This is a genomic window from Bacillus sp. FSL K6-3312 (assembly GCF_038007485.1).
GTDB lineage: Bacteria > Bacillota > Bacilli > Bacillales > Bacillaceae > Bacillus > Bacillus pumilus.
Genome location: NZ_JBBOXI010000001.1, coordinates 1,803,667 through 1,828,380, shown reverse-complemented (window position 1 = coordinate 1,828,380; position 24,714 = coordinate 1,803,667). Strand labels below are relative to the sequence as shown.

The 24,714-nt window shown below is 34.4% G+C and carries 42 protein-coding genes; 2 read left to right on the top strand and 40 right to left on the bottom strand.

From position 1 onward, the window contains the following. Positions 1 to 10: 10 nt before the first annotated feature. The 22 genes from MHI11_RS09510 to MHI11_RS09405 form a co-directional block, all read right to left on the bottom strand. Complete coding sequence (locus MHI11_RS09510; RefSeq protein WP_340960933.1) at positions 11 to 1,732, bottom strand: DHH family phosphoesterase; 1,722 nt, start codon at positions 1,730 to 1,732, stop codon at positions 11 to 13. Beyond that, complete coding sequence (locus MHI11_RS09505) at positions 1,733 to 2,860, bottom strand: hypothetical protein (protein WP_340960931.1); 1,128 nt, start codon at positions 2,858 to 2,860, stop codon at positions 1,733 to 1,735. It abuts the gene before it with no gap. Positions 2,861 to 2,874: 14 nt separating this feature from the next. Further along, positions 2,875 to 4,398: a replicative DNA helicase gene (locus tag MHI11_RS09500; RefSeq protein WP_340960930.1), complete on the bottom strand. Its 1,524-nt coding sequence runs from the start codon at positions 4,396 to 4,398 to the stop codon at positions 2,875 to 2,877. Positions 4,399 to 4,412: 14 nt separating this feature from the next. Beyond that, positions 4,413 to 4,880 carry a hypothetical protein gene (locus tag MHI11_RS09495; RefSeq protein WP_340960928.1) on the bottom strand — a complete coding sequence of 156 codons (468 nt, stop codon included), beginning with the start codon at positions 4,878 to 4,880 and terminating at the stop codon, positions 4,413 to 4,415. Between the two features lie 45 nt (positions 4,881 to 4,925). Continuing rightward, positions 4,926 to 5,897, bottom strand: a complete 972-nt coding sequence (locus MHI11_RS09490; protein ID WP_340960927.1) for an ATP-binding protein — start codon at positions 5,895 to 5,897, stop codon at positions 4,926 to 4,928. 51 nt (positions 5,898 to 5,948) lie between these two features. Then, a complete protein-coding gene (locus tag MHI11_RS09485; protein WP_340960926.1) occupies positions 5,949 to 6,866 on the bottom strand; it encodes a hypothetical protein in 918 nt (305 codons plus the stop codon). Between the two features lie 9 nt (positions 6,867 to 6,875). Continuing rightward, positions 6,876 to 7,205, bottom strand: a complete 330-nt coding sequence (locus MHI11_RS09480) for a hypothetical protein (RefSeq protein WP_340960925.1) — start codon at positions 7,203 to 7,205, stop codon at positions 6,876 to 6,878. Between the two features lie 138 nt (positions 7,206 to 7,343). Further along, positions 7,344 to 7,586: a hypothetical protein gene (locus MHI11_RS09475; protein ID WP_340960924.1), complete on the bottom strand. Its 243-nt coding sequence runs from the start codon at positions 7,584 to 7,586 to the stop codon at positions 7,344 to 7,346. A gap of 11 nt (positions 7,587 to 7,597) precedes the next feature. Further along, the gene (locus MHI11_RS09470) at positions 7,598 to 8,401 is read right to left on the bottom strand and encodes a hypothetical protein (RefSeq protein WP_216927167.1); all 804 of its coding nucleotides are present in this window, start codon (positions 8,399 to 8,401) and stop codon (positions 7,598 to 7,600) included. A gap of 121 nt (positions 8,402 to 8,522) precedes the next feature. After that, a complete protein-coding gene (locus MHI11_RS09465; RefSeq protein ID WP_340960923.1) occupies positions 8,523 to 9,089 on the bottom strand; it encodes a guanylate kinase in 567 nt (188 codons plus the stop codon). Between the two features lie 7 nt (positions 9,090 to 9,096). After that, positions 9,097 to 9,456 (bottom strand): hypothetical protein, encoded by a 360-nt coding sequence (locus MHI11_RS09460; protein ID WP_340960922.1) that lies wholly within the window; start codon positions 9,454 to 9,456, stop codon positions 9,097 to 9,099. A 55-nt stretch (positions 9,457 to 9,511) separates the two neighbouring features. Continuing rightward, a complete protein-coding gene (locus tag MHI11_RS09455) occupies positions 9,512 to 9,748 on the bottom strand; it encodes a hypothetical protein (RefSeq protein WP_216927172.1) in 237 nt (78 codons plus the stop codon). Continuing rightward, positions 9,745 to 10,563, bottom strand: a complete 819-nt coding sequence (locus tag MHI11_RS09450; protein ID WP_340911430.1) for a hypothetical protein — start codon at positions 10,561 to 10,563, stop codon at positions 9,745 to 9,747. Before MHI11_RS09450 ends, MHI11_RS09455 begins: the two co-directional genes overlap by 4 nt. Before the next feature lie 12 nt (positions 10,564 to 10,575). Further along, entirely contained in the window at positions 10,576 to 10,722 is a 147-nt protein-coding gene (locus MHI11_RS09445; RefSeq protein WP_340911432.1) for a hypothetical protein, read from the bottom strand. A 12-nt stretch (positions 10,723 to 10,734) separates the two neighbouring features. Next, entirely contained in the window at positions 10,735 to 11,514 is a 780-nt protein-coding gene (locus MHI11_RS09440) for a hypothetical protein (RefSeq protein WP_340960921.1), read from the bottom strand. A 149-nt stretch (positions 11,515 to 11,663) separates the two neighbouring features. Then, positions 11,664 to 11,882 carry a hypothetical protein gene (locus tag MHI11_RS09435; protein ID WP_340960920.1) on the bottom strand — a complete coding sequence of 73 codons (219 nt, stop codon included), beginning with the start codon at positions 11,880 to 11,882 and terminating at the stop codon, positions 11,664 to 11,666. Positions 11,883 to 11,942: 60 nt separating this feature from the next. Then, a complete protein-coding gene (locus MHI11_RS09430; protein WP_340960918.1) occupies positions 11,943 to 12,332 on the bottom strand; it encodes a beta-sandwich lipoprotein in 390 nt (129 codons plus the stop codon). 2 nt (positions 12,333 to 12,334) lie between these two features. Beyond that, positions 12,335 to 12,709, bottom strand: coding sequence for a hypothetical protein (locus MHI11_RS09425; protein ID WP_340960917.1), 375 nt, complete (start codon positions 12,707 to 12,709; stop codon positions 12,335 to 12,337). Next, positions 12,706 to 13,161, bottom strand: a complete 456-nt coding sequence (locus MHI11_RS09420) for a hypothetical protein (RefSeq protein ID WP_340960916.1) — start codon at positions 13,159 to 13,161, stop codon at positions 12,706 to 12,708. Before MHI11_RS09420 ends, MHI11_RS09425 begins: the two co-directional genes overlap by 4 nt. Beyond that, entirely contained in the window at positions 13,161 to 13,571 is a 411-nt protein-coding gene (locus MHI11_RS09415; RefSeq protein ID WP_340960915.1) for a hypothetical protein, read from the bottom strand. The genes MHI11_RS09420 and MHI11_RS09415 overlap by 1 nt, the downstream gene beginning before the upstream one ends. Before the next feature lie 75 nt (positions 13,572 to 13,646). Continuing rightward, complete coding sequence (locus tag MHI11_RS09410; RefSeq protein WP_340960914.1) at positions 13,647 to 13,982, bottom strand: hypothetical protein; 336 nt, start codon at positions 13,980 to 13,982, stop codon at positions 13,647 to 13,649. A gap of 56 nt (positions 13,983 to 14,038) precedes the next feature. After that, positions 14,039 to 14,254 carry a hypothetical protein gene (locus MHI11_RS09405; RefSeq protein ID WP_340960913.1) on the bottom strand — a complete coding sequence of 72 codons (216 nt, stop codon included), beginning with the start codon at positions 14,252 to 14,254 and terminating at the stop codon, positions 14,039 to 14,041. 288 nt (positions 14,255 to 14,542) lie between these two features. Here MHI11_RS09405 and MHI11_RS09400 point away from each other — a divergent pair, with 288 nt between their 5' ends. Then, positions 14,543 to 14,710 carry a hypothetical protein gene (locus MHI11_RS09400; RefSeq protein ID WP_340960912.1) on the top strand — a complete coding sequence of 56 codons (168 nt, stop codon included), beginning with the start codon at positions 14,543 to 14,545 and terminating at the stop codon, positions 14,708 to 14,710. A gap of 80 nt (positions 14,711 to 14,790) precedes the next feature. On the opposite strand, the gene MHI11_RS09395 is transcribed toward MHI11_RS09400, so the two are convergent. From MHI11_RS09395 to MHI11_RS09330, 14 genes are all read right to left on the bottom strand, one after another. Then, positions 14,791 to 15,003: a hypothetical protein gene (locus tag MHI11_RS09395; RefSeq protein ID WP_340960911.1), complete on the bottom strand. Its 213-nt coding sequence runs from the start codon at positions 15,001 to 15,003 to the stop codon at positions 14,791 to 14,793. Between the two features lie 4 nt (positions 15,004 to 15,007). Then, the gene (locus MHI11_RS09390; RefSeq protein WP_340960909.1) at positions 15,008 to 15,256 is read right to left on the bottom strand and encodes a hypothetical protein; all 249 of its coding nucleotides are present in this window, start codon (positions 15,254 to 15,256) and stop codon (positions 15,008 to 15,010) included. 41 nt (positions 15,257 to 15,297) lie between these two features. Further along, on the bottom strand, positions 15,298 to 15,453 hold the full coding sequence (locus MHI11_RS09385) for a hypothetical protein (RefSeq protein WP_340960907.1): 156 nt from the start codon (positions 15,451 to 15,453) through the stop codon (positions 15,298 to 15,300). Between the two features lie 26 nt (positions 15,454 to 15,479). Further along, entirely contained in the window at positions 15,480 to 15,671 is a 192-nt protein-coding gene (locus MHI11_RS09380; RefSeq protein WP_340960906.1) for a hypothetical protein, read from the bottom strand. A 164-nt stretch (positions 15,672 to 15,835) separates the two neighbouring features. After that, positions 15,836 to 16,030 carry a hypothetical protein gene (locus MHI11_RS09375; RefSeq protein ID WP_216927199.1) on the bottom strand — a complete coding sequence of 65 codons (195 nt, stop codon included), beginning with the start codon at positions 16,028 to 16,030 and terminating at the stop codon, positions 15,836 to 15,838. A gap of 41 nt (positions 16,031 to 16,071) precedes the next feature. Beyond that, positions 16,072 to 16,317, bottom strand: a complete 246-nt coding sequence (locus MHI11_RS09370; RefSeq protein ID WP_268493481.1) for a hypothetical protein — start codon at positions 16,315 to 16,317, stop codon at positions 16,072 to 16,074. Positions 16,318 to 16,329: 12 nt separating this feature from the next. Then, positions 16,330 to 16,905, bottom strand: coding sequence for an SLOG family protein (locus tag MHI11_RS09365; protein WP_340962306.1), 576 nt, complete (start codon positions 16,903 to 16,905; stop codon positions 16,330 to 16,332). A 130-nt stretch (positions 16,906 to 17,035) separates the two neighbouring features. After that, on the bottom strand, positions 17,036 to 17,272 hold the full coding sequence (locus MHI11_RS09360; RefSeq protein ID WP_216927204.1) for a hypothetical protein: 237 nt from the start codon (positions 17,270 to 17,272) through the stop codon (positions 17,036 to 17,038). Between the two features lie 51 nt (positions 17,273 to 17,323). Then, complete coding sequence (locus MHI11_RS09355) at positions 17,324 to 17,590, bottom strand: hypothetical protein (RefSeq protein WP_340960905.1); 267 nt, start codon at positions 17,588 to 17,590, stop codon at positions 17,324 to 17,326. Between the two features lie 37 nt (positions 17,591 to 17,627). Continuing rightward, positions 17,628 to 18,077, bottom strand: coding sequence for a ribonuclease HI (rnhA, locus tag MHI11_RS09350; protein WP_340960904.1), 450 nt, complete (start codon positions 18,075 to 18,077; stop codon positions 17,628 to 17,630). A 17-nt stretch (positions 18,078 to 18,094) separates the two neighbouring features. Continuing rightward, the gene (locus MHI11_RS09345; RefSeq protein WP_340962304.1) at positions 18,095 to 19,291 is read right to left on the bottom strand and encodes an ATP-dependent DNA helicase; all 1,197 of its coding nucleotides are present in this window, start codon (positions 19,289 to 19,291) and stop codon (positions 18,095 to 18,097) included. Then, entirely contained in the window at positions 19,266 to 19,532 is a 267-nt protein-coding gene (locus MHI11_RS09340) for a hypothetical protein (protein WP_216927210.1), read from the bottom strand. Before MHI11_RS09340 ends, MHI11_RS09345 begins: the two co-directional genes overlap by 26 nt. A gap of 92 nt (positions 19,533 to 19,624) precedes the next feature. Then, positions 19,625 to 19,795: a hypothetical protein gene (locus MHI11_RS09335; RefSeq protein ID WP_340960903.1), complete on the bottom strand. Its 171-nt coding sequence runs from the start codon at positions 19,793 to 19,795 to the stop codon at positions 19,625 to 19,627. A gap of 401 nt (positions 19,796 to 20,196) precedes the next feature. After that, positions 20,197 to 20,415: a hypothetical protein gene (locus MHI11_RS09330; RefSeq protein WP_106037425.1), complete on the bottom strand. Its 219-nt coding sequence runs from the start codon at positions 20,413 to 20,415 to the stop codon at positions 20,197 to 20,199. Positions 20,416 to 20,601: 186 nt separating this feature from the next. On the opposite strand from MHI11_RS09330, the gene MHI11_RS09325 reads away from it, so the two are divergent. Then, complete coding sequence (locus tag MHI11_RS09325; protein ID WP_044141742.1) at positions 20,602 to 20,820, top strand: helix-turn-helix domain-containing protein; 219 nt, start codon at positions 20,602 to 20,604, stop codon at positions 20,818 to 20,820. Positions 20,821 to 20,974: 154 nt separating this feature from the next. Here MHI11_RS09325 and MHI11_RS09320 read toward each other — a convergent pair whose 3' ends face one another. The 4 genes from MHI11_RS09320 to MHI11_RS09305 form a co-directional block, all read right to left on the bottom strand. After that, positions 20,975 to 21,961, bottom strand: coding sequence for a phage lytic cycle repressor MrpR family protein (locus tag MHI11_RS09320; protein ID WP_216927215.1), 987 nt, complete (start codon positions 21,959 to 21,961; stop codon positions 20,975 to 20,977). Positions 21,962 to 21,963: 2 nt separating this feature from the next. Beyond that, on the bottom strand, positions 21,964 to 23,349 hold the full coding sequence (locus MHI11_RS09315; protein WP_340960902.1) for a DNA sulfur modification protein DndB: 1,386 nt from the start codon (positions 23,347 to 23,349) through the stop codon (positions 21,964 to 21,966). 83 nt (positions 23,350 to 23,432) lie between these two features. Continuing rightward, the gene (locus MHI11_RS09310; protein WP_340960901.1) at positions 23,433 to 24,515 is read right to left on the bottom strand and encodes a tyrosine-type recombinase/integrase; all 1,083 of its coding nucleotides are present in this window, start codon (positions 24,513 to 24,515) and stop codon (positions 23,433 to 23,435) included. 13 nt (positions 24,516 to 24,528) lie between these two features. Further along, complete coding sequence (locus MHI11_RS09305; RefSeq protein WP_340960900.1) at positions 24,529 to 24,711, bottom strand: helix-turn-helix domain-containing protein; 183 nt, start codon at positions 24,709 to 24,711, stop codon at positions 24,529 to 24,531. Between the last annotated feature and the right edge of the window lie 3 nt (positions 24,712 to 24,714).

The window sequence follows — 24,714 nt, the reverse complement described above, 5'->3', positions numbered from 1 at the left end:
TTAACCCCTCCTAGAACACGAGTTCTTTTTCTTTGGTCTTCACCTCCAGTTCAACAATTTCAAACTGAGCTGTTTTTCTTCCCATATATTCATTTGCCTTTGCTTTTCCAATGATGTTTAAAACAAGTAATTTATTCTTGTTTGATGCTAGGTTTTCATAAAACTCTGTATCACTTTTAAAACGTATGTATTCTATGTCATCACACTTAAATTTAATAGTGTTTTTATTCTTTTTTCCTATGTGTTCGATATCTTCTGTAGCAATTTCAATATTTGTAATAGAAATCAAAGGTTCTTCAACTTTGCATCCCCATAAAAATTTATGCTTATCGATTGTAAATATAAAATCTTTGGTTAACTCACTTGATGGGATCTCAAAATCCACTTCAAAACAATCATTGTGTTCAATTTCCTTTAACCGTTCATTCAGTGTTTCATTAACCGTTGTTAGTCTTTCTCTTTTTATTTTAAAGCCCGCAGCATTCGGATGACCTTCTACATATTCGAATTGACCTGTAGACAAAAGCAATTCTTTAAAATCCTTGATCTCACCTTTGTCGTAGCCTCTAATAGAACCTGAAAGCATTCCTTCTTCTTCGTCTTTCCTAGCTAATAAAACAGGTCTTTTATAGGAATCTGCCAGCTTATTGGCCACAAGCCCTGTTAAGTCTTTATCCAGAATACCTTCCACATACACAATGAGCACTTTGTTATCTAACAAACCCTTGCTTTCAATTCTAATTTCAATCTCTTCTGTAGCTTTATCAACCAATCTTTTTTGTTTCCCTTTCAGATTGGTAAGCATTCTTACTGTATCATCTTGAATCGAAACCATTTCTTCAGTATCTGACCCTCTTTTTTTATAAAGTACCTTCTCTCTGGATCCAAGCAGAGCTTTAAACATTTGCTCTTTTTCTTCTTTGTTGCCAACTCTTATCGCCGCATTTATCAAAGGATTGATGTAAAATTGTGTGCTTTGAATTGTTTTATTACCACCCGTAGAATACTCTTGCTTTTTAAACAACTTTCTAAGCAATGGATTTTTCAGCTCATTCAATCCTAAATACATGTAATATCTCGTTTCTAATTCACGTGAATCCGCTGAATCAGCAATATTACCGATAGAAACTAAATCGACAAACTGTTTGGCGATATCTTTATTGAGTTTTGCATCTAATGCCTGGCATACCTTATAGACCATCCCTGCTCCTGTTAGAGACTTGTTCTTGTATTCAGGAGACAACTGGTTATTAACAATTAGAGCGTCTTCAGACTCAATGTCACAGTCATGATGATCAATTACTATAGTCTCAAGACCTCTATCCCTAAGTACTTTATGTTCATCATATTGATTAGATCCTGCATCAGGAATGATAACTAAATCCGTATTTGATGGAACATCATCTGGATTGATTCCATGTTGCTTACCTTCTTGCAATCTATAGGTAATTTTCGCTCTAGGGTACGCTTTCTTAATGTACCCAATTAAAATGGCTGATGAAGTGTAGCCATCCGCATCACAATCCACTTGAATAAATATGTTATTTTTGTTTTCTAAATGTTGAATAATTAATTCAGCAGCTTTATCAATATTGTTTAATAAGGAATAATTCAATTCACTTATTTTTCCCACATCAATAAAACCACTTGGATTAGTAATCCCTCTATTAACAAGAATTGTTTTAATCGGATTTTTGAGGTAATCATTACTACCAATAAGTTTGTACTCCATTTATTCCTCCCTCGTTGTGATCTCTATTTTATTTTTCATCAACTCCTCCAATATTTGTTTCCCTTTATCTGCTGGGCTGTCTCTGTAATCCAAAAGATCCTTGTAATCCCAAAGTACAAATACTCTCATGTATGGGGTGAATTTACTTGCCAGCTTCACAATTTTCTTCTCATACTCCATTAATTTTTCAGCATATATATCATCAGACTCATCTTCTTTTTGCGGCCTGAATTTATCTAATGCAATAATTACTTCTTCAACTCCAAGTGATAGCAATATATCCCGATGATAAACTGAGATATTACTAGAACAAACCGCACAAGTGAAGTTATCGTCACCATAGAAATCGTTGCATTTTAAAACTGATTTTTCTGATTCAAATAGAACCGCTTTTTTCAGTCGCTTAACTGCTGATTTTGTTATATGCAGCCCATACAAATTCAACATTGTTGGATGATTATATAGCGTGTTTTCTATTTTCAAAGGCATGTATTTAAATCCTTGATCTATTTCTTCTTTAATCATCGATCTCTTTCTAATCCCCACTAAATTCCCATGTAAGTCTCTATGAGGAATTGAAATACCTTCTGTATGTGATCTGAAATAGTAGCCTATCTCAAATGTGTCCATCGTAGAGTGGCTTATGCCTTCTCTTAGCCACTCAGTATGATGGTAAGGAATAAATACATTGAGCACCTTCTCATTAAATATAGGGAGCTCTGTGTTTTGTTTTGGTGTTCTTTTGAACCGGTCAAATATAGCCCAATCTTCTTCTAAGGTTTGTTTTTTTGAAGCACTTGAGGCACCAAAGCCAAACCTTTTTCCAGTTATACTTACTATGTATTCAATTGCCTGGCTAAAAGTAAAATTGACGCCCTTTTGTTTTTTCGCTCTTATAACAAGCTCAAACACATCAAAGCTGTCACCGCATTCTGTATAGCATTTGAACTGTTTGCTCTCATTGTAATAATACAACTTGAAGCTTCCACCAGAAGCGTTGTGACACACAGTTCTATATACTGGATGACCATTCTGCCATAGATTTTTTTCGTTACCTAAATCAAGCATTATCTTATGTATTTCATCTATCGTTAAGCTGTTTTTTATTTTATCTTTATCAAAACGCAAGGGTTAATACACCCCTATCCTGCCTGAATAACAAGTTTATCTACATTAACAATTTCATTGTCTACATTAGTAACAAAGCAATCTTTAATTCGCATAGTTCCCATGTTTATGTATGTAAAGACTTTAACGTTCACATGTCTATTTCCTCGATTCTTATACACATGAACTACGAAGTTGGGCTCTCTGCCACCGAAACTACCTCTAGCAGTCATAATTTTTTCAACTGCTTTCTTTTCTTTGTTGCTTAATGGCAATATAATCATCCCAGCATCAATTTTGTTTGCTACCGCTTTACTTCCACTTAGATACTGACCATCAATCACTTCCCCTTTCTTCCACGCTTCTTTCCACTCTCCATTCAGCTGTGTTGCAGACGAAAGAAAAATCTTGTATTTATTAGCCAATGTTTTTAATTTATCCGATATTACCAGCAAAACTTGATCTTCCCTAAGTTTTATTCCACTTCCTTTTGCCATTTCAGCAAAGATTGAAACTGATGTATGGATGTAATCATAGAAATAGTACTGAACCTTATTTTTCACTACATTCCTTTCAATTGTTCTCTCAATCTCTTGAATGTTGAAGTCTGGTAGATAATCAAACCAAATTGGTGATTCACTTAGAATTTCAGCTGCTTTTATAACCCTTGCTTCTTCATCTTCGGTCATATTGTTCAATTGTATTTTTTCTTCGTCTACATCACTAATGAAAGCCAAAGCAATGGTTTGCAATTCTTCTTGTAACATTTCTGTTGATGTTACATTTGAGTGTTTGCCCCATTTGTTTTCGACCCACTGCCTTTTTTCTGTGTCATAGAGCATTGTGGCACTTATAGCGCAAGCATCAGCAACCATGTTTCGAGTCTTTCCTACTCCAGTTGTACCTGAACGAAGATAGAACTTTTTCAACCTAGAGCCTCTAAAAAGGGAAGTAAGCATTTCACTATTCATAGGAGCACCAATTTCAGGTGTTTTCTTGATTCTCTCTAATAAATTATTGACACCTTCTCCACCCTGGATACTGCTACTCTCAGATGACTCTTTAAACTTCTCCTTGATTTCAACAATGTTATTCTCATAAATTCTCAAAATCTCATCCACTGAAGTTGAATCAAAGTTAGACTGCATTTCTTCTTGCTCTTTAGGATCAATCAAGGTATCGTCATAGATTCCACTTATATCAAATCCGATGCCTTGCATCTCTCTAAGTAAACTGAACTTTTTCAACTTCTCATAATAGTAATCAAAATTCTCTAGTGAGGGGAATTCCTGAACTTTCTCAATGTATTCATCCCCATTAGCCTCTTCAAATACCTTATATTGAGTTGGATATTCCTGAAGATAACCTACAATCTCTATTAAATTTAGATCTTCAACACCTTGCCGTTGGAGATTACGCATAACAGAAAAAATGATCTTGTGAAACTTCTCAGGGAAATCTTCTGGTACAAGTTTATACTTACTACTTTCAGCAACAATTGACGGATCTTTTAAAATGCATCCCAGAACTTGCATTATTGTTTGCTTATCTTGTAACAATAGCACCCTCCTTTCTATAGTTGAGTAATATCGATTGAATCTCTTGGAGTTTCATCTTTAACTTTCTTTATGGTGAAATGTAATTCTGCTCTTTCTTCATATTTAGATGCTGCTTCGATAATTCTTTTTTCTTCTATGTAATTTCGTTTTGCATCCTCATAAATATAAGGCACAATACCAATGCCACCGTGCTCTTGAGGATTGTTGCCTAGAATCTCATAGAAGTATTTAAGTGCTAATTCGATGCCTTTAAGCTTGTACTTGTATTCTTCTTGAAATTCCTTAATTTGCTTCCGAATCATACCTGTAGGAGCATCGAGGTTATACAACTTGCAAATATATTCATACAAACTTTTTCTGTCCTCAGCCTCTCTTTGCCACGTATTAAAACAAGCTGTATGATAATACCTCTTTTTATAAGAAAAGGCATCGTCTTTGTCTAAAGACTGCTCACAATAGGGACATTTTACTTGTCTACCCATTAAATCCCCCTTTTTTAAATCAAGAGAGGGAGATACCCCTCTCTATTAATCTAATAAATCATTTAGATCATCAAGGATCACCGACATGACATCTAACTGCTTAGGTGTGCACTCAGTTACTTTTTTACCTTTACCCAAGTGTTTTTCAACTACTTCATTCAATTTTTCAAGTTTTCCTTCTGCAGTAAGTTGCTTGCCAGTCTCTATAATGCTACCCATTAAATCATCGAAATTTTGACTCCATGATGAGTTAACCTCTTTTTGTTCCTCATATGTAACTGCTGTGATCCCTTCAGCTGCTTCCTGCCTCTCAACCGCTTCAATAATGGCTTGGTTAAGATTCTCAGCAGTGAACTCCTCTAAATATGTATCAATATAATCAAATCGAGATCGGGCAAAAAATTCATCTGTTTCGGCCAACCATGCACTTGATTTGATAACATTCTTATTTTCATCTACTCCATTGGACTCTAAGTAAACTACAATGTCACTGTTGTCAATTACTGGAGCTAATGCACGTTTATCACCTTTAGGATAGATTTTACCTGATTTATCTGCTTCTGCATGGGCGATAAAAATAACTGTAAAACCATTGCTGATTAATTTATTGATCTCATCCCAAACTTCATTTTTATACTCTTTCCACAATCCAAAACCATCGTTTCCATCTTTAATTCTTTCAACATTGTATTGATTACAAACATATCTGGTCGCATACTTTGCAAATGCATCAACTTCGTCTACAACAATTGTCTGATACATTTCCTTTGCTTTTTCAACGTTTTTGGAAAGCTGCTTGTTTACCTTTTTGAAGTCTCCCCAACTATTGATCGGCATAAAATTTACACCAGCAATTGCATTTAATCCTTTTTCAAAAGGTAAGTACAATGGTTTAGTCATTCTTGATGACTGCTTACTTTTACCTAAGTTGTTAGAACCATATATAGTGACAACCTTACCTTCAATTCCTTTTGCAATTACTGAGACTTCTGGCTTGAAAATATCTAATCCTGACAAATAATCCGCTCCTCATATGTAATTTATAATTTATTTATGTTGTTTTGTTCTTTAAAATGGAAGATCGTCGTCTGCAATGGTTACAGGTTTGTTATTTGAAGTTGCTGGCTTTCCTCCGCCAAATCCACCTTTTTTCTTGTTACTCTTGCTATTTCCATTGTTATTGGCTTCCTGTTTCTTCTGATCTAATTCGATTTCTCTTTCATTTAGTGCTTTTTCAATGATTTCAGGGTTATACGCATCTTTGTTTTCTTCCTCATAAGGGTCTTGACCAGCAGTAACCAGAAACTCTCTTTTCGTTTTTGTTTTCACTTCCACTTTAGGTTTACCAAAAGCACTTTCTTTCTCTTTTTCTGTTCTTTCTTTATAATTAACAATTTCTCCATAAACATTTACTGTAGAATTTTTCTCGTAATTGTCTGCTACAAATTCAGAGCCTTCTTCTGTTACAACAAACGAAAATGGAATAACCTTGCCTCCATATAGAGGAATATGTCCATTTAAGACTGCTCTACCTGTTTCCTCACCATGTGCTCTTTCTTGTACAACATTCTCTACAACCAACTCCACATCAAACATAGCTTGTGGTTCAAATTCGTCATTTGACTGTCTTCTTGCAAAATTTAAAGATAATTCAGGGTAAGATTTCAATTCATTATTCACAAAATATTCATTTAGCCCAAGTTTACCTTCAACTCTGATCTTGTCAGCTTCTTCTCTAGAAGAGTTTGCAATTGATTTGTATTCATCAATCATGGTTTGAAATGCCTTTGCCTTTTTGCTCTCGTTTCCATCTTTAGTTGTGTATGAAGACATTCCTTTTAATGTATGCACAGAGAATTCATCTGTCTCAATATCAAGTTCAATGTTAATACCCTTTTTATTACCCCATTCATTTGATCTAATCTCAGCCAATGTTCCTTCTACTACTACCTTGTTCAATGCTTCTCTTAATTCAGTGTTCGCCATATGTATAAATCATTCTCCTTTATATTTGTTATTTGTTTTTAATTGCTTTTCAATTTCTTGAAACACACTATCTTCTAAACGTTTTTCAATTCTAAGTTTATGAGGTAGATTAATAATGTCTACAATCTTCCCCAATCGAACTTTAATCATTAGATTTCCATAAAGATAGACTCTACCTAATAATCCTTGCTTGATTATTCTTTCTGGCTCTCTTTCCTTTAAACAAATGATGTGTCGATTAAGTTTCATTTGAATTTTCTCATCCGATAATTTGTAATTGCCTTTTACAGTATGCCTATATGTATCCGCTGCTTTCTTTTTCACTTTCAATAGCTTCATATGTTCACCTCCTCTTTAACTGTAACTCTATAATATATGTAATTTGTATTTTAGTCAACAACTTTCATATATTATTTTTGATTTAAAATGACAGTTTTATCTGAAACAAAAAAAGAACGGCTTTAAGCCGCTCTCCTCTTACTGATTTTGTTTAGACGTTTTTGAAATGAGATAATTAATCAATGTTATTACCAAGTAGAACAATGTTCCATAAAATACACCATTAAACAAGCTCACGCCAATAAACTTGCTTATTAACACCACATAATATGATGCTGGTGTTCCAGGGAACACGGCCATGTTAAAAAGACAAATCATGAGTGTTAATAAAAAGCATATTGAAAACACAACACGAAACAATTTTGATTTTAACATTGTCATTTTATCTTCTCCTATAGTCTATTTCCGTAGAATGAAACTTTCCCTTTATTATTACAATGGATTTCATTACTAATATGCCATTCTTCCATTATAAGGTCAAATCCTCCAACTGAAAAGCCTGTTGTAAAGTTCCCTTGAGCGTAGGCTACAGCTTTACCACTAACTTTCTTTGTTCCTTTTTTCCAATTTTCAGCTTTCCATGTAGATGTTTGACCTCTTTTATAATATGCATCTGTTTGGGTTGCTCTCGGTTCTTTACCCCCATAGACAAAATATGCAGAGTTATAAACCCTAAACAACTGCAGCCCGAACATATTTTTAGCTCTGTAAATAAACTCATATTCTTTTGAAGTTGCATTTGTTGAAATTTCTCCACTCTCTGCTTTCTTCTCACCAGCATAAGTAATGAAGTATGTTGGAGAATCAGTAAAAACAACTTTGATTCCGTTGCCAATTTCGTGTGCTTCAAATTCATCAGAAGACACATTCTTTTCTATGTACTTGCCAATATCAAAACTGTCTCCAGATTCAATCCCTGGCAACAAGTTTCTTTTCTTCTCATAATAGCTGCCTAAAAGTTCATCATTCAATTTATTATCTGAATAATACTCTTCAGCAATGTCACTTGCTTCCTCTTCATTCTTCGGTGCAGCGTCTTTTAAATACTTTAAAAAGCTTTCTTGGGACTTTTTAATCTCTTTAATAGCATTTTCATATTCACTTTCGTCTGAAACTGCTGCTGATGCTTTACCCGTTATCATGATTGAAAACACCATAACCAGACTAACGATTGTAAAGATAGATTTTTTTAACAAGTAATCACTCCTTTTTTTAACTCAATTGCAATGATAGCACTTACATTTGTTAAATCAAGGGTAAAATGGAAAAATCACAAAATCTGAGACTTTGTGATTAAACCTTTTCTTTATGTAGTTCTTATGTATGTAATCTCGATACCTCTGATTCAATGATACTTGTTAAAACTTTAATAGACTCATCGAATTTTCCTGAATTGTTTCTTATTACATAATCGTAATATTCTTTATTTTTCATCTCTTGAGTATACGTCTTCAGTCTTTGTTGAACCTTTTCTATTGTATCGCCCCTTTGAATCATTTGTTTGTATGCCTTGTGGTAAGGTGTGTACAAAAACAACGTAACACAATTAGGATACACCTTTTTTACCTGCTGCATTCCATGATAATCAAGAATGACAAATGCATTCCCTATACTCGTCCTATATTCAAGTTCTTCTCGGTCAATTCCATAATAGTTGCCGCTATATTCAACTTGTTCGATTAGCTTACCTTGTTCTTTTAACTCCTCGAATTTTTCAAGACTAATAAATTTATAATCCACTCCATTAATTTCACCTTGTCTTGGCATCCTGGTCGTAAATGACACAACTTCATTCTTCATGATTTGACGCATTAATGATGTCTTACCGCTTCCGCTAGGGCCTGTTATCACAATGAGTTTATTCATTACTTGCTGTAACCTCACTCCAATTTCACATGTCCAACGTTCTCAGCTCAAAACCTGCAGGGTATTTCTTCATCTCTAGCCAAACTTTAAAACGTTTACCCGAATTCTTATGTTTGACGCTTAATTCTTCTCCGTTGAAGAATCTGACAATAGCCTGGTTGAATTCAATTGGCCGTTCGACCACATACCCGTGCTTAAAAGCAGCAATAAAGCTTTCAGGTTTTTCTTTATAGAAATTGTAAATCACTTCAGCAAACTCGGGGTTCTTATCTTTCATTACATCAAATTGAACCAACCCCAAATAGAGATGTTTATCTGAATAGCCAAGATTTTTCTTAAAATATTCAACTGCCTCGTGAATCTCTGGACTTAAAACAACTGTCATACAATCACCTCTATATCTTATTTTTAATTTAAAACGAATGTTTTATCGTATTTCATTAAGCTACCTCTTTGACTGAGTTATAGCCAAATGCAATTTGAAAGCCAAAAAACGTTGCAAAAATCTCAGATTTATATCCTTGATGTGTAATATCATTTTCATATCCATTCATGTAGTGTTGCATTAACTCTCTATTAATACCTATAGCAGCTGACCAAGTTCCCAATCTTGGATATCTTTCAAAATCTATAAACCATCCCTTTTTTGGGCAAAATTCTTTTTTTAGTTTAGTCATTCGCTCTCACCCGCTCTCGAATCGTCAATAATTACGAGGTCAGCATCTTCTGTATAATCGAAATCTCCTCCGATGTATTTGTATTTACCGTCCTCGATTTCTCCAACCGTTTCTTCATACGTATCCATACTGAATGCAGTTCTCCCTTTTACAACATCGCCCACACGCACTTCTGTCGGCTGTGGCACGTTTAGATACTCCGACGGCACTGGAAGCCCTAACGCACGTCTTAACGCAATAGCCTTGCCGATGTGTGCGTTGAAGCAGTCGGTAGGGGCGCACTTGGCGATTCCTCTATCGCGAATATAGCCTTCTGCAAACGATTTGCGTAAAGCAACTACGGTTCTTTTTTCGGCATTTACGATAAAGTCGTGGTAGTAGCCGAGGTCTGTTGCGTACAGAGCCTCTATATCAACCTTCGCTCTCGCAACGATCACATCCCGTTTCTGCTGATCGGATTTCTCATACGTACCATGCGTCGCTTCAATATCCGCATCAAAACGACCCTGATCGTATCCTAGCTTATATGAGCGTGTTCTTAGCGCCTTCATTACGGATTCGCTTAGCGCAACTAATTCGTCATAGTCCATTTCGTCTAGGTTCGGGGCTGGCGTGTGTTCACCGATGATGACTTCGTATTCGTGGTGCTGCGATATCATCCCGCAATCCAACTCTACGCCAGTAGTACCGCTGTTGGTCACCGTAAATACACCACCGTTTTGATAATCTGATAACTCGTAATCAGCATTGGTAATCAAAATGCGTTCGCCTACTTCCGCCTTACGTTTCTCCGTTTTATATTTAGTATCAGTCAATTCAATTCCCCCTCAATAGATTTGCTTTCTTTTTAATTTGATAGCCTTTTCCATTCCACGATGCTCAATATTGCTTAGAATTTGTTTCAATTTTTCATTTTCGACTCTCAATAATCTGTTATCTGTTTGTAATTTGTTAATTAATGCTTCTTTATTCAACATGTATCCCTCCTAATAAAGTTCAGGTGAATTAGACTTAACCTCTCTGTAACCCAAACCTTTTAAATGCTCTTCCCAAACTTTAAATATTTTGTCTATTTCAGGTTTTATTTCCTGCAGTTTTCTCCATGTCTCAAGATTTCTATTAATTTCTTTCTGACTAGATTTAATTCCACCTTCATGATTTTTAATTAATTGTGTAAGCATATCTATGTTTTCTTTCTTTTTAAATGGATGTACCAGCAAGGTGGAACATTGAATTGCTATGTACTTAAATGGATTCTTAATGAATCGATTGTTATCTTTTAAAAGTCCAAATAAGGGACTTCTTAAAACTTCTGTGTATCGTTTAATAGAATCTTCAGACTCTCCAATTCTATCTCTAATATCTTGATCCATTCTCTTGTAGTGCTTTTCTGAAGTCCATTCAACAGTTCGTCCGTATGTTTTTGATTCCCAATTTACTCTCAGGATACTCCCTTTCTCAGTTATAATTGACAAAGGATTTAAGTTAGCTGTCGAAATTTTGACACTACATCCATCGTATATGTTTCCCACATAGTCATTAAGAAGCTGCAAAACTCGCTGTCTAATATCTATTGAAAACTTACTCTTTGCTTCCTTGTCTAAAACATTAAATAAATTCTTTTGGGCAATGGTCAGACTTGCTAAGTATGTATGTAGATTACTTAAAACATTATCTTTTTCTTGAAGAATGATTGAGTACGCATTGAACAAGTAATCTAGATCAGCTTGTTTATTTAATGTGGCCTGTTTTAATTCGCTTAACATTAAATTCCTCACTTTCGTTAAAAGGTTGTTTTTATCTAAAAATATAAATAATCGAAAGCCCTATTAATATTGAAACTATGCTCACATTAATCAATGCAATCAGTATTAATTGTTGCCTTTTCCACCTTTGCATTGTATTAGATGTTGACTCAAGACTTCTCTCCAATTTCAAGAGTGATTTTTCTATCGACTTCACAATTAACCTCCTTAATGATCTCAATTGCTTTATCAAGAGGTAATCGTTTCAGATAACATTGATACCCAAGTTCAAGAGTGTGAACAGTACCTTCGCTCAAGGCTCTATCTTGCTGTATTTCCTCTAGTGTTTTACCGTTATTTCTCATTTTTAAATAAACTTCAATTGTCATTTTTTAAACTCCCATCATTAATTTTCAGTTCATTCCAATCTATATTTTACTGTCTATATGTCATTTACTCGTCTGCAGCTCAATATCTGGGATAATATTTTCTGGCCTGAACAAAATTTTGTAATGAAACGGGTCTTCTTTATTACCCTCAAGCTGTTCAGCAAAGAAACTAACATTATCACTTAAACCAAGATAATGCTTTTTGTATTCATCCTTACTAACCTTGCATGTTACCGTCATTCTTAGATCACTGTCATCGTTTCCAAGAGCACAAAGCCCTTCTACAGTGAGTAAGTATTTGTCTGTGATCCCATTAAAGAAAACGATTCTTCTCTGTACCTCAAATGAGTCAGACGATTTAGAAATGTTTTGTGATACTGTATCAGCCTCACTACATCCAGCCGTAATCACCATAATCCCAACAAATAATGCTAACAATTTCTTTTTCATCTTCATTCCCCTTCCATTTTCAATCTAATACCTGCGGTCAATGCATCTTGATAAACAAGGCTTGCACTTAATGCATGATGATTCCAGGCATCTGTACTGCTACTCCATCCATCATAATTCCCAGCCATTGCTTCATATTTTTGTGAGATGTGATGATCATACCGTGCTTGAAAAGCCTGTTTTTGTTCCTCCAGCAACTGAATGGCCGCTTCTAAATACGTTGTAAAATCAATTGCTTCTTGTTGAGCATGTTCTAACCAGCCTTTCAGATCATAGGAAGAGGTTTTGACCTCAACCCCGTACTTTTTCAGACCTTTTTCCTGCTGCTTATGCAATTTCTCTATGACTGAATAGATAATCGGGTTGTTTTCGGTCATTGTGCTTCCTCCAATAGATCAGTTTGATAGATGTTTCCGATGCACTTGTACGAGTCGAGTCTGAGCATTGAATTCTGTATGAGGTAATCCGGTACAATTTCATATTCCAAACCTTCCTCATCGGTAATAGTTGGGTTCACCGCTTTGGCATAAAAACCAAAGCATTTCGATGGTGGGTATTCATCCCCGCTTCCATCCTGTTCATACTCGCCAAATTCTACTGAAGCTATATAGTTGCCGTGCCATTGAGTGACATATATTAAATCTCCAACGAACACGCCTTTTTCTTTGTCAAAACATAAATCACGAGAGATTAATTCGTATTCTGTTTCATCGAAGCACGGCGACAGCTTTTTTGCTGCCCGCGCTTCTAGTTGACTAGTAGAATATTTTTTGATCTCGATGTTTCCTGAAAAACGGTGCTTGAAAACGTATCTGATAACAATATCCATCAGGCTTTCTCCCATTCTCTGAAACTGTATGGATAATCAACCGTTTCAATAAATCCGATTTCCTTTGCCTTTTGGCGAATCTTTTGACAACCTTCACGACTATAAGCCCAAATTTCTTTATAGTCTCTGAGATCGCCATATCTACCCGTGATAATGAATTCCCTCATGCTGTTGACCAGCTGCCACATGTTTCCCCCGTGTGAAAATCCGTTTGCTCGACCGTGCCCCAATTCATATGGATAAACATTTTCTCCTGTGTAATCGTCAATAAAAAATAGCTTGGTTTTAAATTTGAAAAAAGCAACTCGATCCTTTGATTTACAATAGAATGTTCTGCGATCAAGGCTTGCTATGAGCTTGATCAACTCGTTTATCTCATTCATGCGTTTGATTTGTTCCTTGCTGGCCATTCACTTCCTCCTTTTAAATTGAATAAAAAATTACTTTTAACTAATTAATTTCAATTGTTCTTTCATATGATCAACTCATTCAACAAACGCAGCTATAATGGGGTGCCTGTTGCTTGAATCTGCCCATCCTGCAAATCCAATAAATCCATCTAAGTTAAAGCTGATTGCTTCCCGTTGGGTAAAGTAGTGACTGTTTATGTATACATAGCGCCTTTTTAATGTTCCATTTGTTCTGTACTTACTATCGAGTTTTTGGCTCATCCTCATTGAATCAGTTGACATTGTTTTTTCTTTAACTGCTTGTTTGATATGTTTATTGAGCAACATCACTAAGGCACAAATATCTCCCTCTGTGATGTCTTCATAGCAAAGCCCTTCTTTAAAGTAATTTCTTGCTTCTTCCGAATTCAATTATCCTTCTCCTCCAATACTGTATAAAATCTCTGTTTTACTCTAATTGATATATGTTATTTTTTAATTAATCCGCCATGATCTTCTTCAATATGTACCATCCATTGCTCGTATAACTCATCGTACCAAGCGTTGCTAACCGCAGTATAAACACCGATGCCTTCTTCATGTAGCATTTTAAATATATGTCCACTTTTTAAATCTCTGAAAGGCTGTTCTATCCATCTCCCTTCTAGGAAAATTGTAATATACTCTTCATTTGATATAGTCATATATTAACCCCCTGTAATTCCATTATTTACATCTTTCTTTCTATATGCGATACTATTTATGTGTTCTTCTGAGTAGTCTTTCAGGCATGTATGAATCCCCTACCTTAAACCGAAAGGGGGTGTGTTTATTGCTAATTGAAAATGACAGCCTGCCTGATTTTACCGAGCTGGATATGATATTTTGAATTCCGTCAGCCATGTCTAAGTATTTCCTTAGTGCCAGTGCGGGTTTGTGTGGGTATTTTAAAAAAACAATCGGGTGTCGACACATGAAAGGATAATGCTCAAATGGCTTTAAAAAAAATGAAGAACACAATGGTTTTAGCTTTAGTTGGATTTTTGGTATCTATCTTTGTATTAATTTATTTAGATAAGATAGCCACCTTTAAGATTGAAACTGGGGTTTTCAAAACGGAAATCGTGACAAAAACTGACGGAAAAAAGGATCAAAGATAGAGGCATTGAGCCTCTATTCTTTTTTTCATTTCTTCATTCATTCCGGTTAAAAACTATCTTTCATCTAGTTACTCCTCGATTCATATTGTCATTGCCTTAATGTGAAGGTCAGTGATCCATTTCATTAATCCTTCAAAGGTTGGATCACGTTTTTCAAGATGGCAGTTAATCATATACATTTTCAGATTCTCTCCTACATCAGCAAGCCAATCTAATCCAAATTTTTCTGCATAAGCATTCTGTTCATAGCCTTCTAACATATCCGCCATTTTCTTTGCAGTCATTTTTGTCATTCCGCTACCTCCTCCATGTTTCTTCCTCTTGATTTCCAGATGCTAAATCTTCTGTTTTCCCCATCGGTTTATAGCACTGTTTGCAATAGGCTTTTGTTCCTCCGTGATACGACAGGCCGTCATGCATAGAGCCTTGTTCTTCTTCAAGGTCACCAATAGAGTTGTAGTATATGTGAGCCGTTCCAGTTATTCTTTGCTTCGTAAAGAATCCGCCATCGTTCTTGCAATGAGGACAAACGATTTTATTTGTCATTCCACTTTCTCCCCTCTTTCTGTTTAAAATCACGATTTCATCTAAACTGATAAACCAGAGTGTCGATTATTCATCATGATTTTAATCAATTTGTTGTTTCTCATTTCTTCTTTCTCTTTCAGAATTGCTTCTTCATTAGCTGCCAGCTTCATTTTCAATTTAACGTTTTCTTTAATCAATTTCTTCATATTGTTCATATGTATTACCTCCCTCAAGATGTGTGTTATTTATATTCAAACAATGTACCTTCATCTGTCTTTGGAACTTTAGTACATTGATTTGAATTTGTTTTATGTCCAACATAAATATTTTCCTTATCCTCATCAAGAACTTCATATTCTTTATCCTTTATGAAATATAAAGTATATGGATACTCTGCAAGAGCAATGTCTTTTTTAAAAATTACCTTGTCCACTTCTTTCACCATCCTTCTTATATTGTTTATAGGCTACATACGACTTCCAACTGCAGTTCTCAAATATGTTTATGTCTGCTTTATGGTGCACCTTATACCAGATAAGATTAAACTTCGCTGTTTTATATACAAAATATATGTAATTTATCATTTTTTCACCTTAATTACTCATCCCACTCAGAATCATCAAACGGTTCTAGATCAACCTTACTTTCCCATCCTTCAACAAAAATTGTTTCATTGTCTCTATGCTTCAATAGGAAATCCGCTAATCCTTCTGGAGTTCTAATCATTGTTTCTTCATCGATCATATCTAAAACAATCTCTCTGACCATTAAATTTGATACAACTGTCTTCATATTGCCTCTCCCCAATTCCTTTGAAATAATCCTTTTATTGACTAATCTAAATCTATTAATGCTCTAGGCACATTCAGGAAAAGCCATTCTAAGGCTCTCTCTTCCCGTTCAAACTTCAAGTGGTTTCCCTCCTGATTGGCCAAGAAGTCTGAGTCTCGATAATCCAATTCATCAAACCACTGCAAAGTAACAACTGAATACATGGGTTTATCGGAAATGTAGATTTTATAATAAACCTCATTGACTTCTTCCATTTCTTCCTTCATTCGTTCAAAACTACTTTTCACAGCACTCACCTCCTAGCCAGGTGTATAGTAAACTTCTAATTCAAAATCATATTGCGGAAACAATCTCCATATTGCATGACCTAGATATCTATTTCGTGCATAGTAAAGGCAATTTGATGTACCGCTCTTACTCCCATCATAAATAGCTACAATGTTCTTGCTGTGATCAACCATATATTCATTTCTTCTGTTAAACTTTGCATCTGAATATTCTCCAATTGGTACTGAATCATCTTTGTAATTTTTAATTTCATCAACTTTGATTACTTCATCTGCTTTATCAAGCATCTTTCTGTACCAGACCTGTTGTTCTGCAGACCATTTCTTATCTTGATTTTCGAATGGCACCGCAACAACATTCTTGATATGAGGATACTTCTCTTTCATAATATGTACACACCAGAATGCAGCAGTATCGGCACCTAAAGCACCACCTGTGATAAATCGATCGACATCATTTTCTTCAATCATTATTTCAATCACTTCTAAAAGCTTTTCTTTTAACTTCAGCATTGTTGGATTCTTCATATCATATCCACCTAATTTTTGTGGACGATGGCCTGTAAAACACACTGTTCTATGTCTAATTTGTTCACTTTCTTCAAAAAGTCGTCTTTCTTCTTCTCTTTTTTCCTTTTGCTACTTTATCCACTCTGGATCAGAAAACTTTTTAAAATCAATAGCCAATTGACCAACCCCTTTCTTTAAAACAGTCTTTTTAATCTAATTCCCTCATATCTTCTCTTTGTTTAATGTAGCTCATAAAGCATTCCCAATCACGTTCGATTTCTTTGATATTTCCTGCAATAAAATTCTCAGCTTTTTCTCCATCCACCATTTTGTTTACAGAAAGTTGATACATCAATTCAATTTTATTAAGTCTTTCTAAGAAATTCCGAGTAAAATCTTTAGCTGAATTTAATCTTCCTTGACTTAATCCGTGCTTAGTCTCCATTGTTAATCAATCTCCTATCCTAATTTAGAATGAAATGCATCTTTTATTTTGTTACAAAACCAACTCTTCTCCAGATTCGACTGTGTTGAAATACAGGCTTGCACCTTCTTCACTTATAGGATCTCTAACATCTACTTCAATTTCAGTGTTTGTTTCCGAAAGCTTTTTCGAGGTTACCTTTAAGTTATCTTCCCACCATTTGATCCGATCATAGAAATCTAATAGGGCGCTTTTTTTGTTAGTGTGGGGAATAACAATAAATTCACCCGCATACGCAACGTCGATCCTTATAACATGTATCCTGTTTGCCACAGCCATATCTCCTCTGTTTTTTGTGAAATCTTATTTTTATTTCCTATTCAAGTTCATCCATTGCTTGATTGGCCAACTCATCTGCTTTTTCGTTTCCAGCGTCTCCACTATGTCCTTTAACTTTTAAGAAGGTAACTGACGCTTGATTCTTAACAAGTTCGTTTAATTCCATCCATAGCTCTTTATTTTCAACAGGTTTCTTGTTTGATTTACACCAATTGTTTTTAATCCAATTCTTTACCCAACTATTCATGCCGTTAACCACATAAGCAGAGTCGGCATACACTTCAATATGTATGTTATTTGTATTTATATACTTTAAAGCTTCAATTGCACCTGTTAGTTCCATCACATTGTTTGTTGTGTTTAGCTTGCCACCTTTCAATTCAATCTCTTTCCCTTTATATGATAAGACTGCTCCCCATCCGCCAACATTTGTTTCATTTTGATTCCCTCTACAACCGCCATCAGTGTATACAATTACTTTTTCCATAGCTCTCTCCTCCTTAATTAAACAACCAATATAAGTTTTTCTGCTGCTCTAGTTATAGCGGTATAAAGCCATCTATGATGTGTTTCATGATTTAACACTTCGTTTATTACAACAACATTGTCCCATTGTGACCCTTGAGATTTATGACAGGTAATTGCGTACCCAAAATCAAAACGATTGTAATCAGATTCATCATAGGGCAATAATTTAAAGCCTGGATTCCCTATTGAATCATTAGGAATATAAAGTTCTTTGAAAAATTCATCTGTAAAATCTGGTCTAAAATCAATAACTGTTGACTCATATTTAGGTTCCCTTTTAATTTCATCACTGCTATATACTTTATGTACATAACCAGTCATCCCATTAACTAGAGAATAATCGTTAACTGATTTCTCCCAATCATTCTTCAGACATATCATTTTATCGCCAATCATTGGATAAATTGAGTCGAAACCTAAAAGTTCCCTGATCTCATCGTTAATATGTGACCTTGTTTTATTGAACCCACAAATAATTTGATCAGCAGTTTTATACAATCTGTTTTTATGTGCTTCCCATGTTACTTTATCAATGACAACAACTTCTTTGTTCTCCCCATACACACCAGGGGCAATTTCTTGTTTTGTTCTAGCCAGCATAGACAATTTAATAATCGGATTTTCAGCTGCTTGTCTATGAATCTCTGTAAGAGTGAAATCTGGATTGTTGAACATGGACATAAAATCTTCAATTCCGTTTTGAGAAACTGGTGGTAATTGTCCTGTATCTCCAATGAACAAAATTTTGATACCGAAGGACTTTAGGTCTTTCATAATCTTCCCATCCACCATTGAAGCTTCATCAATCACAATCAGCTTTAAATGAGACAGCTCGTCTTTAGACTTTTTCTCCGAATGCAAATCACCATTTCTATCTGTTCTCATGTTGTAAATAAGGCTGTGTATGGTGCTTGCTGTATATTTTCCATTTGCTTTTCTTGTTACGACCAATGATGCTTTACCTGTATAACAAGCAAATGCTACTTCTCTGCTTTTTATTTGTAATTTTTTTATTATGTATTCAACCAATGTTGTTTTTCCTGTCCCAGCATACCCCGCCAGGAAAAATGATTTCTTTTTTGAATTCTTAAACCAGTCTTCAATAATCCTTACGGCTTCCTGTTGCATTTCTGATAACTCAAATGTCTTAGTCGATATGCTCTCCTCCTTCATAATGTTCAACAATTACTTTCCCCTTATTTACAAAGAAATGTTCACCGCTATCTAAATGAATCCAGAACGCTTTCTCTGGCTCTTCTCGATAATCATAGATTGAATACACCTTAGCTCCCAAGAAGCCCTCTACACTATCCCCAATGGAGTATGAGATGCCCTCATCAATAAATCTAATCGACTTAATCAATGTATCCCTACTTTCAGCTGCACCATTTGTAATGTTAAACATCTCTGACAATAATTCTGATTCATATTTGTAATTTATGTTTTTAATATCGAATGAATGATCATTTACTATATAGCATTCACCTCCTAAGGTCTAAATAAAACTTACATTTTATCTTCTTTTGTTGCTGCTTCGTAAATGTAAAGCATTTCATATCCATATTCAATAATTGAGTGAATATCTCCAATAGCTTCAGTCTTACCTTTTTCCAAGTTTCTTTTGAAATTAGAAATCGAACCCTCAATCTTTTTTAACTTTGATTCTAATATTTCCAAACAGAACTCCTTTCTTATTAATGTGTGTTATTTGTATTTTAATAGTACGACACTCTTCCTTTCATTGTCAATAGATATTTGTTATTTTTGTTTCACTTATTTACATAAAAATAAGAGCATTATTTGCTCTTATGACAGTTTAAAAATTGTTTCATTAATTTTATCCCTCAGCTGTATCAAGTCTGAGGGATTCATTGTTATCGCAATACTATTTTCTTTCCCCGAGAATACAAGTTCAAAGGCGATTTCCATGTCACTTAGTTTGTCCACATTGATTTTTAGATTAATATCCTGGTAGTCTTTTCTCTTAATAATGACATTTGCCATATTTAGCTATCTTCTTTCCAATCCGAAAGCAAGTTGCTTACAATCTTAGATGTAGGATTTATGTTATTTTAGGTTTAATCTATTTCTTCAACATCTTCTATTAATGTGATATCCAAACATCCAGATTCTAATTTTATTTCTTTGTCTCCTATTTTCAATATAATATCTGTTGTTAGCTCGAACGGTGAGATTACCAATTCCGCTTTTTTATACGCAGCCTCAGTATTTTCAACATCTTCAATATCTAAAAATGTATCAGCGCTTATAACGAAGCAGGTTCTAAACTTAGCCATACTCATTTCTCCCTATCTGATTAGTCTCCTGCAACATAAAAAGAACATGTGTTCTGTTTCTTGTTTTCATTATACATCTAAGCTCTAATATTAGCTACAGTATTTTTTTCTTTTTTTATTTCACTTTGATTGGTATGATATGTAATAGAGCTTGTACATTTTAACAACAAAACTGGAGGTTGTCCGATGTTAAATGTAGAGATCGGGCAATGTCATATTCCTAAGCTTCTAAAGGAAAAAAACTGGACACAGGCTGACTTGGCACGTGCCACTGGCCTGACACCACAAAGCATCTTTCAAATAATTAATCAACCTGTAGACATCCGCATTAAAACAGCAGCGAAGATCGCTATGGCTTTAGGATGCAAGATTGACGATTTATTTGAGTTTAGGATACGACATTGATTAACTGAGACAATGGTCTCAGTACACCTCCATTATCAGCGAATTCGCTGATAAGACTATACTACTATAAGCATAACAGGTTGTATACGCAATATTTTGTCTTTTTTTGTCGAATAGGGAAATTATTTAGAATTTTTCATAAAAAAGAGACAAATCATAAAGATTTGCCTTCTTTTTTAAGTTCATCTGCGTAATATTTTCTTATGGTTTCCTCATTCATGAATTCTCTTCGATCTGAGATGATTTTTTGATTTAAATCAGTTGTTTGGACTTTCCTATCCTCATATATTTCATTAAGAGCTTTTCTGTCCAACTCTTCCCCTTTTAATATTAGCTTATAGCCCTCATATAGAAGGCCTGACTTAACTATACCGATAGGTCTTAAAAATGAAAAACCAAAAATTTCTTTAAGGTTTCTAAAAGTAGAACTTACTACAGTTCTTGAAGCTTGTCCTTGCCCAATCGCATTAGTCAGTTTTGTTTTTATTACATATTCATTATCAACTAAACTTAATGATGGCTTTCTAAGCCCTGGTTTCCCATTCAATGGTCTATATTCTGTTTCAAGGTTTGCTTCAAGACAGTCTTGCAAGGTTGCTTTCTCTACTTTTATTGTTCTCTCACCATTTTTTGAATCATGTACAGTTAGCATATTATTATTATTTAACGCTTTTTCTATATCACTTCTTGTAAGACTGGTCATTTCACTTGCCTCGTAACCTAATATGCCCTCAAAAAGCAATCTAAACAAGGCTCTATCTTGGGCATTAATTAATTCTTCGCACATTTTTTCCAATTCGTTTTTAGTTATATATAGTTTTAATGATGAATCTATACATGACAATAGATCATTGGTTTTTATCAACCTAGCTAAATTATTACTCCCTTTTGTAACACCGTTTGCAATCGACCAATCTATATAAGTTATCATGGTGTATAAGAATGTTTCCAAAGATGCAAGAGAAGTTGAATACATCGCTCTTAGCACATTCAAAATTTCATCAGTTGTGAAATCAAATAAGTCTTTATCCCTTATTTTTTCTTCTTTTTGTGAATGACTAAATAAAAGGGAGGCTTGCTTTAGTTGACTATCACTACTTAATGTATCTAAATAAGTTTTCTTAAACTCCTCGTTATACAAAGCTATACACCTTCTACTTCGTTCAATTTGTATTGAAAATATTTAATAACATGTTTTTTACTGTGAGTTACTTCATTCTTTTTATTTAGAATTTTGTGTTCTTTTAACTCTGGATTACTTCTAATAAAGCTAAGTCTCATTTTTTTAATTATTTGTTGCGTCATTGATGCACTAATACCAGAAGTGTACATGAAATATGCTATTTCCATGAACCCAACCAAAATGTTTTTATTTATTACAATAGTTTTTTTGGCTTGCTCAAATTTGTCTCCTAGAAATTCTTCGTAATACAGCTCAGTTAATTCATCAAAGAATTCAACCAAAAAGACACCAATTTTCCTTACAGCTATTTGATCTTTCAGCAACTTAGGGAATTTTGTTGCCTCTATTGCACTTACTACATCATTTAAGGAATATAAATAATCTGATTGAGTTGCAATCACATCATGATCTAAACTTATTCTTTGTCCAATTACACTGTTGTCTCTAATATGAGTAACAACTTTGTTCACAGGATTTTCTTCGTTCATTTCTTTTAGTTTCGATAGTCTAACTGGAGTCATTGTATTATGTTGCCCAAATAACTGCCTAGCAACTTTTTGAGTTACGTTGTAAAAGTCCACTTTCATGTATTTGTCATCAAAGTTGCCAGACCTTGCTGCTTTAGAAATACCAACAATACGATGATAACCATCAATTACATCAACCAGAGTATCTGTCATCACCGTCAAACTTCTTTCATGTGGATCGTAAGAGATCTCGATACCCTCAGACGATGAGCCAAATCTTGCATTAAATATTAATGTTGAACTTATTAATGTACCATCAATTGCTTTTTGAGCAATCTGCTCTACCGCTTCTTGGTTAAGCTCAGGAATAGGTATTTCACCACCTAAGAATTCAAAATTCTTGGTCTCACTAGTTCTCTGAGTTCTAGGGTTATATTGAAGCAAATGATTCTCATACATTTTTGCTATTTCACTTCTTTTAAGTAAGAAAGTAAAATTATTGTCATCAACTTTCGTAACATCTTCAATGGTTATAGGAAAACTAATCTCATTGTTATTTTGCGAAAAGCCTTCCCATGTTGTTTCAATTTCTTGTATTATTCTTTCGGGAAAATAATTTACTGGATTAATCTTTTCATCTTTAGTCACTTCATATATTCCTGAAGCTAAAAGATATTTTTCTTCTTTCCGAAGTGCTTCCTGTCTCCCAAATCTAATTATAAGATTCATTGTTTCTCCAGGTGAAACGCCTTTATGAGAAAGAACATTTTGCAGTCTTTCTCTAAAATGTTTGTCATGTTTATTTTTTTGCAATAACACTTCTATAGTTTCGTTTAGAAGCGCATCTTTTTCGTCATCAAAAATCACTAGCTTGTTCATTTAATACACCTCTTCTAAAACAAAAATAACAAACAAATTATATTAAATCAATTTATAGTCATAAAATTAATCTAAATGTAAACTTACCTCACAAATTCTAGGAACTTTTGCATAGTTCCCCTATCTGCTTTACGAAAAAAATTGACAAAATCCTCTTTTGTGGCACTTTCAATCAATGTAAAATCCACTTCTTTATCCATCAATATACCCGCAGAGTTTTCGATGTTGTCATTTTTAGTTAAATATCTCAATGGAGTCTTAGGATCTTTATGATTCCCTTGATTCATAGCAACTCGTATATCTTTGCCAGACTCTTCATAAGCTATATCAATCCCAACTCCCTTTAAAGAGTGAGGTTTAAGGTTTCTTGATGCAGGTATACCTAATCTATCCAAAGCTCTATTGAACGATTCTCTGTAAGATCTTGATGTCAATCCACCAAACACTAAATCATTCTCCATGCAATTTTGGTTTTTTAATTGTTGCAGATCATTCAAAAAATTTTCATGAAGGCCAGTTGAAACTACATACGAACCCTTGTTCAACGCTTCAACTTTATACAATTCACCATCAACTTTCTTGATATCCATCCATCTAACAGTAAGTGCATACTCAATCCTAAAAGAAGTACGAATTAGAAATTTGGTTAGCAGCTTCTTTTTTAAGCCATTCTCCCGCTCTAATAGCATGTTTTCAGCAATTCTCTCTGCTTCAGTTTGGGTTGTTTTACCGTAACTCTTAGATATTTCTTTTAGCTTTTTTGTTGATCCAAATTGACTTAAATCAATTAAAGAAGAATAAGTACTAACAGTCTTAAGAAACTTGTATAAGCCTTTAACTGATATCATTTTACGGTTGATTGTTGAATTCGCTAAGCCTTCTTCTTTTAGATGTTTTCTAAAATTTATTAAGTCAATTGAAGTTATTTCAATATCGCTCGGTGTTAAAAACTCGATATCCACTTCAGGTTTAATGTATTTAAAGAATTGTTTAATGTCCCCATAGTAGTTCACCGCAGTGTTTGTCTCAAACAGACTGTGTCTTCTTTTTGCTTTTGTAAAGTGATTTGTGTTTCCTACCGATCCCTCATCATCAATCTTTTTTAGATAGGTCATGATATCGTTATACACCGTGTATTCCTTTAGTGGAATTGCTTTAGTATTCATTTTTCTCCCTCCCTCACATTAATTCTTCAATTGTTGAATTAAGAACAATCGCTATTTTTGCCATTTCAATTAACCTAGCCTCTTCAGGCTTAGATATAATTTGTTCTAGTCTTTTCACTGAAATACCTGATTCAGCAGCTACACTATCTATAGTTTTGTTCGATTGTTCTATAATATTTAATAAGTTATTAGGCACTGG

Bases quoted from the DNA above. Each gene is read 5' to 3' on its own strand.
- MHI11_RS09510 (WP_340960933.1), bottom strand. From the start codon at position 1,732: ATGGAGTACAAACTTATTGGTAGTAATGATTACCTCAAAAATCCGATT.
- MHI11_RS09495 (WP_340960928.1), bottom strand. From the start codon at position 4,880: ATGGGTAGACAAGTAAAATGTCCCTATTGTGAGCAGTCTTTAGACAAA.
- MHI11_RS09485 (WP_340960926.1), bottom strand. From the start codon at position 6,866: ATGGCGAACACTGAATTAAGAGAAGCATTGAACAAGGTAGTAGTAGAA.
- MHI11_RS09480 (WP_340960925.1), bottom strand. From the start codon at position 7,205: ATGAAGCTATTGAAAGTGAAAAAGAAAGCAGCGGATACATATAGGCAT.
- MHI11_RS09475 (WP_340960924.1), bottom strand. From the start codon at position 7,586: ATGACAATGTTAAAATCAAAATTGTTTCGTGTTGTGTTTTCAATATGC.
- MHI11_RS09460 (WP_340960922.1), bottom strand. From the start codon at position 9,456: ATGACAGTTGTTTTAAGTCCAGAGATTCACGAGGCAGTTGAATATTTT.
- MHI11_RS09455 (WP_216927172.1), bottom strand. From the start codon at position 9,748: ATGACTAAACTAAAAAAAGAATTTTGCCCAAAAAAGGGATGGTTTATA.
- MHI11_RS09440 (WP_340960921.1), bottom strand. From the start codon at position 11,514: ATGTTAAGCGAATTAAAACAGGCCACATTAAATAAACAAGCTGATCTA.
- MHI11_RS09435 (WP_340960920.1), bottom strand. From the start codon at position 11,882: ATGACAATTGAAGTTTATTTAAAAATGAGAAATAACGGTAAAACACTA.
- MHI11_RS09430 (WP_340960918.1), bottom strand. From the start codon at position 12,332: ATGAAAAAGAAATTGTTAGCATTATTTGTTGGGATTATGGTGATTACG.
- MHI11_RS09425 (WP_340960917.1), bottom strand. From the start codon at position 12,709: ATGACCGAAAACAACCCGATTATCTATTCAGTCATAGAGAAATTGCAT.
- MHI11_RS09420 (WP_340960916.1), bottom strand. From the start codon at position 13,161: ATGGATATTGTTATCAGATACGTTTTCAAGCACCGTTTTTCAGGAAAC.
- MHI11_RS09415 (WP_340960915.1), bottom strand. From the start codon at position 13,571: ATGGCCAGCAAGGAACAAATCAAACGCATGAATGAGATAAACGAGTTG.
- MHI11_RS09405 (WP_340960913.1), bottom strand. From the start codon at position 14,254: ATGACTATATCAAATGAAGAGTATATTACAATTTTCCTAGAAGGGAGA.
- MHI11_RS09400 (WP_340960912.1), top strand. From the start codon at position 14,543: ATGGCTTTAAAAAAAATGAAGAACACAATGGTTTTAGCTTTAGTTGGA.
- MHI11_RS09395 (WP_340960911.1), bottom strand. From the start codon at position 15,003: ATGACAAAAATGACTGCAAAGAAAATGGCGGATATGTTAGAAGGCTAT.
- MHI11_RS09390 (WP_340960909.1), bottom strand. From the start codon at position 15,256: ATGACAAATAAAATCGTTTGTCCTCATTGCAAGAACGATGGCGGATTC.
- MHI11_RS09385 (WP_340960907.1), bottom strand. From the start codon at position 15,453: ATGAACAATATGAAGAAATTGATTAAAGAAAACGTTAAATTGAAAATG.
- MHI11_RS09375 (WP_216927199.1), bottom strand. From the start codon at position 16,030: ATGAAGACAGTTGTATCAAATTTAATGGTCAGAGAGATTGTTTTAGAT.
- MHI11_RS09360 (WP_216927204.1), bottom strand. From the start codon at position 17,272: ATGGAGACTAAGCACGGATTAAGTCAAGGAAGATTAAATTCAGCTAAA.
- MHI11_RS09355 (WP_340960905.1), bottom strand. From the start codon at position 17,590: ATGGCTGTGGCAAACAGGATACATGTTATAAGGATCGACGTTGCGTAT.
- rnhA (WP_340960904.1), bottom strand. From the start codon at position 18,077: ATGGAAAAAGTAATTGTATACACTGATGGCGGTTGTAGAGGGAATCAA.
- MHI11_RS09345 (WP_340962304.1), bottom strand. From the start codon at position 19,291: ATGAAGGAGGAGAGCATATCGACTAAGACATTTGAGTTATCAGAAATG.
- MHI11_RS09330 (WP_106037425.1), bottom strand. From the start codon at position 20,415: ATGGCTAAGTTTAGAACCTGCTTCGTTATAAGCGCTGATACATTTTTA.
- MHI11_RS09325 (WP_044141742.1), top strand. From the start codon at position 20,602: ATGTTAAATGTAGAGATCGGGCAATGTCATATTCCTAAGCTTCTAAAG.
- MHI11_RS09315 (WP_340960902.1), bottom strand. From the start codon at position 23,349: ATGAACAAGCTAGTGATTTTTGATGACGAAAAAGATGCGCTTCTAAAC.
- MHI11_RS09310 (WP_340960901.1), bottom strand. From the start codon at position 24,515: ATGAATACTAAAGCAATTCCACTAAAGGAATACACGGTGTATAACGAT.